Origin of the sequence: Providencia sp. PROV267 (genome assembly GCF_028477825.1) — a bacterium.
In the GTDB taxonomy this organism is placed as follows: Bacteria; Pseudomonadota; Gammaproteobacteria; order Enterobacterales; family Enterobacteriaceae; genus Providencia; species Providencia stuartii.
This window is the reverse complement of sequence record NZ_JAMPLX010000005.1, coordinates 20,940-31,907: the sequence shown is the minus strand read 5'-3', so window position 1 is coordinate 31,907 and position 10,968 is coordinate 20,940. Positions and strand designations below refer to the sequence as shown.

General features: G+C 43.8%; 9 protein-coding genes. 8 read left to right on the top strand and 1 reads right to left on the bottom strand.

Features of this window, described 5'->3' with window-relative positions:
* Positions 1–55 precede the first annotated feature (55 nt).
* The 6 genes from murC to lpxC all read left to right on the top strand — a co-directional run bounded on the left by murC (position 56) and on the right by lpxC (position 6,783).
* Entirely contained in the window at positions 56–1,519 is a 1,464-nt protein-coding gene (gene murC, locus PR709_RS03400; RefSeq protein WP_036941184.1) for a UDP-N-acetylmuramate--L-alanine ligase, read from the top strand.
* Between the two features lie 3 nt (positions 1,520–1,522).
* Positions 1,523–2,443: a D-alanine--D-alanine ligase gene (locus tag PR709_RS03395; protein ID WP_004921904.1), complete on the top strand. Its 921-nt coding sequence runs from the start codon at positions 1,523–1,525 to the stop codon at positions 2,441–2,443.
* Between the two features lies 1 nt (position 2,444).
* Complete coding sequence (gene ftsQ / locus PR709_RS03390; RefSeq protein WP_004921902.1) at positions 2,445–3,254, top strand: cell division protein FtsQ; 810 nt, start codon at positions 2,445–2,447, stop codon at positions 3,252–3,254.
* Positions 3,255–3,290: 36 nt separating this feature from the next.
* Positions 3,291–4,547, top strand: a complete 1,257-nt coding sequence (gene ftsA / locus PR709_RS03385; RefSeq protein WP_004921898.1) for a cell division protein FtsA — start codon at positions 3,291–3,293, stop codon at positions 4,545–4,547.
* 57 nt (positions 4,548–4,604) lie between these two features.
* Positions 4,605–5,765 carry a cell division protein FtsZ gene (gene ftsZ, locus PR709_RS03380; RefSeq protein ID WP_014656415.1) on the top strand — a complete coding sequence of 387 codons (1,161 nt, stop codon included), beginning with the start codon at positions 4,605–4,607 and terminating at the stop codon, positions 5,763–5,765.
* Positions 5,766–5,865: 100 nt separating this feature from the next.
* Positions 5,866–6,783: a UDP-3-O-acyl-N-acetylglucosamine deacetylase gene (gene lpxC / locus PR709_RS03375; RefSeq protein WP_004921892.1), complete on the top strand. Its 918-nt coding sequence runs from the start codon at positions 5,866–5,868 to the stop codon at positions 6,781–6,783.
* 63 nt (positions 6,784–6,846) lie between these two features.
* Here the strand turns inward: lpxC and PR709_RS03370 are convergent, their stop codons facing one another.
* A complete protein-coding gene (locus PR709_RS03370; protein WP_004921887.1) occupies positions 6,847–7,368 on the bottom strand; it encodes a DUF721 domain-containing protein in 522 nt (173 codons plus the stop codon).
* Positions 7,369–7,579: 211 nt separating this feature from the next.
* Between PR709_RS03370 and secM the strand changes: the two genes are divergently transcribed.
* The gene (gene secM / locus PR709_RS03365; protein WP_004921885.1) at positions 7,580–8,104 is read left to right on the top strand and encodes a secA translation cis-regulator SecM; all 525 of its coding nucleotides are present in this window, start codon (positions 7,580–7,582) and stop codon (positions 8,102–8,104) included.
* 103 nt (positions 8,105–8,207) lie between these two features.
* Positions 8,208–10,919, top strand: coding sequence for a preprotein translocase subunit SecA (gene secA / locus PR709_RS03360; RefSeq protein WP_004921881.1), 2,712 nt, complete (start codon positions 8,208–8,210; stop codon positions 10,917–10,919).
* Positions 10,920–10,968 lie beyond the last annotated feature (49 nt).

Here is a 10,968-nt window from a genome sequence, read left to right as displayed (position 1 = left end):
ATCACCATCGATAACATGGCATAGATATAGAATTAACTAAAAGCGAAGACATACAGTGAATACACAACAGTTGGCGAAATTAAGAACATCAGTGCCAGAAATGAGAAGAGTCAGGCACATCCATTTTGTCGGTATCGGTGGTGCTGGCATGGGTGGTATCGCCGAAGTGTTGGCAAATGAAGGTTACCAAATTAGTGGTTCTGATTTAGCGCCAAATGCCGTTACTCAGCAACTCACGGCTTTAGGTGCAACTATTTATTTTAATCACCGTCCTGAGAATGTTGAAGATGCGAGCGTAGTCGTTGTTTCGACTGCAATTTCAGCGGATAACCCTGAAATCCAAGCGGCGCATGAATTACGTATTCCTGTTATCCGCCGCGCTGAAATGTTGGCGGAATTAATGCGTTATCGTCATGGTATTGCAGTGGCAGGTACACACGGTAAAACTACGACAACAGCGATGATTTCAGGGATCTATGCGCAAGCGGGCTTAGATCCTACATTTGTTAACGGCGGTCTAGTGAAATCCGCGGGGACTCATGCCCGTTTAGGTAGTAGCCGTTATTTAATCGCAGAAGCTGATGAAAGTGACGCCTCTTTCTTACATTTGCAGCCTTTAGTTGCAGTGGTTACTAACATTGAAGCGGACCATATGGATACTTACCAAGGTAACTTTGAAACCTTGAAAGATACGTTCATCAACTTCCTGCATAACTTACCATTTTATGGTCGTGCGGTGATGTGTATTGATGATCCTGTGATCCGTTCATTATTACCGCGAGTCAGTCGCTACGTGACGACGTATGGCTTTAGTGAAGATGCCGATGTACGCATCGTTAAATATGAGCAAAAAGGTAATCAAGGCTTCTTTACTATTGCCCGTGAAAATATGCCGGAACTGACCGTAGTGCTGAATGCACCGGGGCGACATAACGCTCTGAATGCAACAGCGGCTGTCGCCGTGGCGACGGAAGAAGGCATTGATGATCAGCATATCTTGTCTGCACTGGTTGAGTTCCAAGGTACAGGGCGCCGTTTTGATTTTCTTGGAAACTATTCACTACGTCATGTGAATGGTAAAGAAGGCGAAGTGATGTTGGTGGATGATTATGGTCACCATCCAACAGAGGTTGACGCGACAATAAAAGCGGCAAGAGCCGGATGGCCAGACAAACGAATTGTGATGGTGTTTCAGCCACACCGTTATTCACGTACTCGTGACCTATATGATGACTTTGCCCATGTCCTCAGCCAAGTAGATGTATTGCTGATGCTAGAGGTTTATCCTGCGGGAGAGAAGCCTGTGCCGGGGGCGGATAGTCGTTCATTATGTCGGACGATACGCGGTCGTGGTCAGCTTGATCCAATTTATGTGGCAGAGCCTGAACAAGTTGCACAAATTTTAGCTCAAGCACTTGAAGATAATGACTTAATTTTAGTTCAAGGTGCTGGGAATATTGGTAAAATAGCGCGTAATCTTGCTGAAACAAAATTACAGCCACCCATGGTAGAGGAGTGATTCATGGCCGAGAAAGTCGCGGTGTTATTTGGCGGAACATCTGCTGAACGTGAAGTTTCTCTTCAATCAGGCAATGCGGTGCTTGCTGGTTTACGTCAGGCTGGAATTGATGCGCATCCTATTGATACAAAAGATTTTCCAGTGGTCACTCTCAAGGATGCTGGGTTTGATAAAGTGTTTATCGCCCTTCATGGCCGAGGGGGAGAAGACGGTACAATTCAAGGGATGCTGGAGTTTTTAGGTTTGCCGTACACAGGTAGTGGCGTGATGGCCTCCGCCTTGAGTATGGATAAATTAAGAACAAAGCAACTTTGGGAAGGAGCAGGGCTAGCAGTATCGCCTTATGTTTCGTTGAGTAAATTTGAGTTTAGTTCACTTAAAACTGAAAAAATTGAAGAATTAGTCGCATATCTAGGATTACCACTTATTGTCAAACCGAGCCTTGAAGGGTCAAGTGTAGGGATGAGCAAAGTTGATAATTTAGGTGATTTATCAGCGGCGTTGGCACTAGCGTTTCGTTTCGATGAAACCGTACTGATTGAGAAATGGTTAAGTGGTCCAGAATATACGGTCGCAGTGCTTGGTGAACAAACATTACCATCAATTCGTATTCAGCCTCCTGGGGTGTTTTACGATTATGAGGCGAAATATCTTTCTGATGAAACGCAATATTTTTGCCCAAGTGGCTTAGATGCAGGATCAGAAGCGCAGTTATCACAACTTGCGATGCGTGCTTATCAGGCGGTTGGGTGTCGCGGTTGGGGGCGAGTTGATGTAATGCAAGATAGTGACGGTCAATTCTACTTGCTAGAGGTGAATACCTCACCAGGAATGACAAGTCACAGTTTAGTGCCAATGGCAGCGCGCCAAGCAGGTATGGATTTTTCGCAGTTGGTAGTACGTATTTTGGAATTGGCTAACTGATATGTCACAGGCAGCATTGAATGTTCGGCATCATAAGCATAATGATGACAACAACGAGTCAGGGTCAGGCCCAAGTAATGGTGCTTTTCTCGGCGGGTTGATTTTCTTTCTAATGGTTGTGGGAACAATCATTTGGAGTGGCTGGACCGTCATGAACTGGATGAAAGATGCAGATAGGCTGCCAATGTCAAAGTTAGTATTAACCGGAGAGCGCCACTATACCAGCAATGATGATGTGAGGAAGGCGATATTATCTCTAGGGCAACCTGGTACTTTTATGACAGTTGATGTCAATGCCATCCAAAATCAGATAAGTGCGATGCCTTGGATCCGTCAGGTGACGGTTCGCAAACAGTGGCCTGATGAGTTAAAGATACATCTGGTAGAATACGTACCTTACGCACGTTGGAATGACCAAAATATGGTTGATCAGGAGGGGCGAGTATTTAGCCTCCCTGCGAGTGAAAGCAGCAAGGGCAATTATGTGATGCTCTATGGCCCCCAAGGTAGCCAAAAAGAAGTTATAAAAGAGTACATTGAATTTAAAAGAATATTGTCAGAACACAATTTAAAATTGAAATCAGTATCTATGACGGCACGCCATGCTTGGCAACTTATCTTAGATAATGATGTCCGAGTAGAGCTCGGGAAAAAAGAAGTTTTTCAGCGGTTAAATCGTTTCCTTGAACTTTATCCGCTTTTGCAGCAAGCCACAGATAAACGTGTCGACTATGTTGACCTTCGTTATACCAGTGGTGCTGCGGTGGGGTGGGCTCCGCTCCTAGTGGATGCACCACTGGAGTTACAATAATTAATATTGCTAATAACTCAGACTAGGCAGAAGCAAATGATCAAAACGACGGACAGAAAATTAGTTGTAGGCCTTGAAATTGGAACTTCCAAGGTGTCGGCCCTTGTCGGCGAAATTCTGCCCGATGGTATGGTGAATATTATCGGGGTGGGAAGTTGTCCATCTCGTGGAATGGACAAAGGTGGCGTTAATGACTTGGAATCAGTCGTTAAATGCGTGCAAAGGGCGATTGATCAGGCTGAGTTGATGGCGGATTGCCAAATTTCTTCAGTTTATCTTGCGTTATCAGGTAAGCATGTTAGCTGCCAAAACGAAATCGGCATGGTGCCCGTTTCGGAAGAGGAAGTGACACAAGAAGACGTTGACAGTGTTGTTCATACCGCAAAATCAGTTAGGGTTCGTGATGAGCATCGAATTCTTCATGTCATACCACAAGAATTCGCGATTGATTACCAAGAAGGTATTAAGAACCCTGTTGGTTTGTCAGGTGTACGTATGCAAGCCAAGGTACATTTGATTACTTGTCATAACGACATGGCAAAAAATATTGTAAAAGCGGTTGAGCGTTGTGGATTAAAAGTCGACCAGCTGATTTTTGCAGGTCTTGCGGCGAGCTATTCAGTATTGACCGAAGATGAACGCGAACTTGGCGTTTGTGTTGTCGATATTGGCGGCGGAACCATGGATATGGCGGTATACACCGGTGGGGCACTACGTCATACCAAAGTTATCCCTTATGCAGGTAATGTCGTCACCAGTGATATCGCTTATGCCTTCGGTACTCCACCGAGTGATGCGGAGGCAATCAAAGTTCGTCATGGCTGCGCTGTCGGTTCGATAGTGAGCAAAGATGAAACTGTTGAAGTCCCTAGCGTGGGAGGGCGTCCTCCAAGAAGTCTACAACGTCAGACTTTAGCGGAGGTCATTGAACCACGTTACACAGAGCTGTTAAACCTTGTAAATGAAGAAATTTTAAATTTACAGGAACAGTTACGCCAACAAGGTGTCAAACACCATTTGGCAGCGGGTATCGTGCTAACGGGAGGGGCGGCACAAATCGACGGCCTCGTCGAATGTGCTCAAAAAGTCTTCCATACACAAGTTAGGGTCGGTATTCCGCTCAATATTACAGGCTTAACGGATTATGCTCAGGAGCCATACTATTCAACTGCGGTTGGGCTTCTGCATTACGGTAAAGAGAGCCATCTTGGCGATGATACCGAAACGGAAAAACGTGCTTCAGTTAAAGGGTGGTTTAGTAAAATCACAGGCTGGCTGAGAAAAGAATTTTAATTTTTATTCAGAAGCATATTATTAGCTTCGAAGTAAAGCACAAAACGGAGAGACATTATGTTTGAACCAATGGAGCTAACCAACGATGCGGTGATTAAAGTCATCGGCGTTGGTGGCGGCGGCGGTAACGCCGTTGAACACATGGTGCGTGAACGTATTGAAGGCGTGGAATTCTTCGCCGTCAATACTGATGCACAGGCACTGCGTAAAACTGCAGTCGGACAAACAATCCAGATCGGTACTGGTATCACTAAAGGCCTTGGCGCGGGTGCAAACCCAGAAGTTGGTCGCAATGCCGCTGAAGAAGATCGTGAAGCTTTACGTAATGCACTTGAAGGTGCTGACATGGTCTTTATTGCAGCTGGTATGGGTGGTGGTACAGGTACAGGTGCTGCCCCAGTTGTGGCTGAGGTTGCCAAAGAGCTGGGCATCTTAACAGTTGCTGTTGTGACTAAGCCATTCAACTTTGAAGGCAAAAAGCGCATGGCATTTGCGGAATCTGGTATCACTGAGCTATCTAAGCATGTTGACTCATTGATTACGATTCCAAATGATAAATTATTAAAAGTCTTGGGTCGTGGTATCTCTTTACTTGATGCATTTGGCGCAGCTAACGATGTACTGAAAGGCGCTGTTCAAGGTATTGCGGAACTGATCACACGCCCAGGTCTGATGAACGTGGACTTTGCTGACGTACGTACTGTGATGTCAGAGATGGGCTACGCAATGATGGGGTCCGGTGTGGCTCGTGGTGAAGATCGTGCTGAAGAAGCGGCTGAAATGGCAATTTCAAGTCCACTGTTGGAAGATATCGATCTGTCTGGCGCACGTGGTGTTCTTGTCAACATTACCGCTGGTTTCGACCTGCGTTTGGATGAGTTTGAAACGGTGGGTAATACCATCCGCGCATTCGCATCTGATAATGCAACCGTCGTAATTGGTACATCACTTGACCCTGAGATGAATGATGAATTGCGCGTGACTGTCGTGGCTACCGGTATCGGTATGGACAAACGCCCTGAAATCACTCTGGTGAATAACAAGATGTCACAGCAAGCGTCTATGGAGCAGCGTTATCAGCAAATGCAAAATAGCATGTCTTCTCTGACAGAGGAAAAACCAGTTGCTGCGAAAGCGGTGAATGACCAAAATACGCAAGCGAATAAAGAACCTGATTACTTAGATATTCCGGCATTTTTGCGTAAACAGGCCGATTAATTTTAATTAATATTGGATTCTCCGCTTTTTGTGCTAAACTTTCCCGCTGGTTATCTAGTAAGATAATCAGCAGGACGGATAACATTGCGAGAAAAATACGATGATCAAACAAAGGACACTTAAACGTATAGTTGAAGCGACTGGTGTTGGTTTACATACCGGCAAAAAAGTCACGCTTACTCTGCGTCCAGCGGCGGCAAACACCGGGGTCATCTACCGTCGTACTGACCTAAATCCTCCGGTTGATTTTCCGGCTGATGCTAAGTCTGTCCGCGATACCATGTTATGTACTTGCTTAGTCAACGAAGACAACGTGCGTATTTCGACCGTAGAGCATCTGAATGCTGCTTTGGCAGGATTAGGTATCGATAACATTGTTATTGAAGTCAATGCGCCTGAAATCCCGATCATGGATGGCAGTGCAGCACCGTTCGTTTTCTTATTACTAGATGCTGGTATTGAAGAATTGAACAGTGCGAAAAAATTCTTACGTATAAAAGAGAAAGTACGTGTAGAAGATGGTGATAAATGGGCAGAATTTGCACCATACAATGGTTTTAGCCTAGATTTTACCATTGACTTTAATCACCCTGCGATTGATAGCAGCACTCAACGTTATAAGCTGGATTTTTCAGCAGAAGCGTTTGTGCGCCAAATTAGTCGTGCGCGTACATTTGGTTTTATGCGTGATATTGAATATCTGCAATCCCAAGGCTTATGCTTAGGTGGTAGCTTCGATTGCGCTATCGTTGTTGATGACTATCGTGTACTCAACGAAGATGGCCTACGTTTTGAAGATGAATTCGTTCGTCACAAAACTCTCGACGCTATTGGTGACCTATTCATGTGTGGACATAATATTATTGGTGCATTTACTGCATACAAGTCAGGCCACGCATTGAATAACAAACTTCTACAAGCGGTATTAGCAAAAGAATCTGCTTGGGATCTGGTCACATTTGAAGATGAAGCTGAATTGCCGGTGGCATTCAAAGCACCTTCAACTGTTTACGCCTAATCACACTGATAATAGTCAGTGTTGAGTAAGCAGTGATATTACTACCACATATATAATGATGTGTTAGTCTTTTCTGTTGGTTGTACTGGTACTCTCTCCGGCCAGTGCAGCCAGCCGCTCTAATCTCTCTTTTAATCTCTTCGGGCTATTCTCCGCTAAATGCAAAAGTTGTTTTGCCGTTTCTGTACTGATCTTACGTTTATTCGCAACCTGAGCAGTTTTAGCTGTTTGATTATTCAGTGAGCTATTTTCAGCCTTTTTTCGCATGAGAACGGGATTGATTCTGATGTCTATAGAAGATAAAGATGGTAGAATAGAGTTTCGTAATGCAGAAAGTAGCTGAAGTTTTTCGTAATTCAGTCGCGTCATCCAACTTGCGTTAGCAACTTCGATAACCAAAATGCAATTACGGTAGTTTGCTACGCGGCACATGGGTTTTAATTCGCTTGGCAGCAGTGCTTTAACGGCTTTGTTTAGTTTATTAATCGCGATAGCATTACGTTGAATGGTGAGCAAGGGGCTGCGCGTTTTGGCGAGTGACTCCTCAAGAACATCGAACAAAGCTTGTGGGTGGCTATCTCTCATTGTTAGCTCCGTCTAAATAGGTAGGTTTAGTATCTAAGTATACTCTAAATTACCAAGGCTGTAGCAAGGTGCTGTTGGGTGTTTGAGAAAATCGCGCCAACAAGGGCCACAATCATAGAGATTGGTGAGTTATAGCAAGCGGGTATGGTTGGCATGCTGTTAAGCAATCATGAATAAGAATGGTATATTAGAAATATAATATAAGACTTTGATGGGCATTTTAAATCTTTGGCGACAATTTGGTATAAAATACTTTTGGCCGCACCTTTTACTAGGGGTTGTGGCTACGAGCATTGGCATGCCTGGGATTTTAAATGCGTTATCTGATGCTCAGCAAACGCAGTTCAACTCCTCTTCAATTAATCGCCAAAACCAAGCGGTTAATGCGTTTGATAATTTATTTGCTCAGCAAAGCCCTCAGCGCTCCTCATCATCTTCTTATTCCGTGAATTACTGGCAGCAGCATGCGGTCAGGAATGTGATTAGGCAATTAACATTCGCTTTTTCAATCTCTGAAGATGATGATGCAAATCAACAAGATGAAAAAAAAGGGCCACTGTTAGCACCTCAAGTCATGCTTGATACGTTGTATGCCATGTTGGCACAACGTTCACTTCAATGGAGTGATAGTTTCGATCAAACTGATCACTATGCTTACCCTCATTTCGTTGCATACCAACCCGCTATTTGGGTTGCTCAGGTACATGGTATCCGCGCGGGCCCTGCTTTCAGTTAATTGTTAGTTTTATTTAAGCATCTGTTCGAGATGCACTGTATTTATTCAAAATACAGGGTTTTACTATTTAGTAATTAACTGAATTACCTGAGAATATATCAATATGTTAACAAAATTATTAACCAAGGTTTTTGGTAGTCGTAATGATCGTACTCTACGTCGCTTGCGTAAAGAGGTTGAAAAAATCAATCGTCTTGAGCCTGAATTTGAAAAATTGAGCGATGATGAGCTTAAGGCAAAAACGCAGGAATTTCGTGATCGCCTAAGCAAGAATGAAAGTCTCGAAAGCTTGATCCCAGAAGCGTTTGCGACAGTGCGGGAAGCCAGTAAACGTGTTTTCGGTATGCGCCATTTCGACGTACAGTTGATTGGTGGTATGGTTCTGAATGAACGTTGTATCGCTGAGATGCGTACAGGTGAAGGTAAAACACTTACCGCGACATTGCCAGCTTACTTGAATGCCTTAACGGGTAAAGGGGTTCACGTTGTTACAGTAAACGACTACTTAGCTAAGCGTGACGCCGAAAATAACCGTCCTTTATTTGAATTTTTAGGTTTAACCGTTGGTATCAACCTTCCGGGTATGCCTGCTGCGCTGAAACGTGAGGCTTATGCGGCTGACATCACTTACGGAACTAACAACGAATTCGGTTTCGACTATCTACGTGATAACATGGCATTTAGCCCAGAGGAGCGCGTACAGCGTAAACTTCATTATGCGTTAGTGGATGAGGTTGACTCCATTCTTATCGACGAAGCTCGTACCCCACTGATTATTTCAGGCCCTGCTGAAGACAGTTCAGAGCTGTATAAAAAAGTTGATAAATTAATTCCTAAGCTAGTGCGTCAAGAAAAAGAAGATTCAGACACTTTCCAAGGCGAAGGTCACTTCTCTGTTGATGAAAAATCACGTCAAGTTACGCTGACTGAACGCGGCTTGGTGCTGATTGAGCAGCTGCTGACAGAAGCAGGCTTAATGGAAGAGGGGGAATCACTCTATTCGCCATCTAACATTATGTTGATGCACCATGTTATGGCCGGCCTACGTGCGCATGCGCTGTTTACTTTGGATGTCGACTATATCGTTAAAGATGGTCAAGTTATCATTGTTGACGAACATACAGGTCGTACAATGGAAGGGCGTCGTTGGTCAGATGGTTTGCACCAAGCTGTTGAAGCCAAAGAAGGTGTTGAGATCCAAAACGAAAACCAAACATTGGCATCGATTACATTCCAAAACTATTTCCGTTTGTACGAAAAACTTGCTGGTATGACAGGTACAGCGGATACCGAAGCATTTGAATTTAGTTCTATCTATAAACTCGATACGATTGTTATTCCAACTAACCGTCCAATGATCCGTAAAGATTTACCTGATCTGGTTTATATGACAGAAACAGATAAATTTGCGGCTATTATCGAAGATATTCGTGAAAGAACACAAAATGGTCAGCCTGTTCTGGTCGGTACAATCTCAATTGAAAAGTCAGAGTTAATTTCTAACGCGCTTAAAAAAGCAAAAATTGAGCATAACGTATTGAATGCTAAATTCCACGCCTTAGAAGCAGATATTGTTGCAAACGCGGGTCAAGCGGGAGCAGTAACTATCGCGACTAACATGGCAGGTCGTGGTACCGATATTATGTTAGGTGGTAGCTGGCAGACAGAAGTTGCTGCTTTAGAATCGCCAACTCAAGAGCAAATCGATGAAATTAAAGCACGTTGGAAAGAGCGCCATGATGCCGTTCTTGCCGCGGGTGGTTTGCATATCATTGGTACAGAGCGCCATGAATCCCGCCGTATTGATAACCAGTTACGTGGTCGTGCGGGTCGTCAAGGGGATGCCGGTTCTTCTCGCTTCTACTTATCAATGGAAGATGCGCTTATGCGTATTTTTGCGTCTGATCGTGTCACAGGCATGATGCGTAAATTAGGTATGAAACCTGGTGAGGCGATTGAGCATCCATGGGTAACCAAAGCGATTGCTAATGCACAGCGTAAAGTAGAAAACCGTAACTTTGATATTCGTAAGCAACTTCTTGAGTACGATGATGTTGCGAGTGACCAACGTCGTGCTATTTATAGTCAGCGTAACGAATTGCTCGATGGTGGTGACATTAAAGAAACCGTGGATAGCATTCGTGAAGATGTCTTTACGGCAACAATCGATACTTATATTCCACCACAATCACTAGAAGAAATGTGGGATATTGAAGGCCTACAAAAACGACTGGTGAGTGACTTTGATTTAGATTTACCCATTAAAGAGTGGCTGGATAAAGAACCAGAGTTACATGAAGAAACGCTTCGTGAGCGTATAATGGAAAAAGCCATCGAAGTCTATCAGAAGAAAGAAGAGATTGTTGGCGCAGAAATGATGCGTAACTTTGAAAAAGGTGTCATGCTACAAACGTTAGATACGTTGTGGAAAGAACACTTAGCTTCGATGGACTATTTACGCCAAGGTATCCATTTACGTGGTTACGCACAAAAAGATCCGAAACAAGAATATAAACGTGAATCTTTCAACATGTTCGCGAATATGCTTGAATCGTTAAAATATGAAGTAATCAGTACACTTTCTAAAGTACAAGTTCGTTTGCCTGAAGAAGTTGAAGCTTTAGAGCAACAACGTAAAGAAGAAGCTGAGCGTTTAGCAAGAAGACAACAGTTAAGCCATGAAGCTGGCGCTGAATCATTGATGTCTGAAGCGGAAGCGCAAATAGCAACACAAGGTCATAAAATTGGTCGTAATGATCCATGTCCTTGTGGTTCAGGTAAAAAATACAAACAGTGTCATGGTCGGTTAAAATAATTAATTATTACATCAAACAAGGCGGGGTAACCCGCCTTTTTAACGAAGA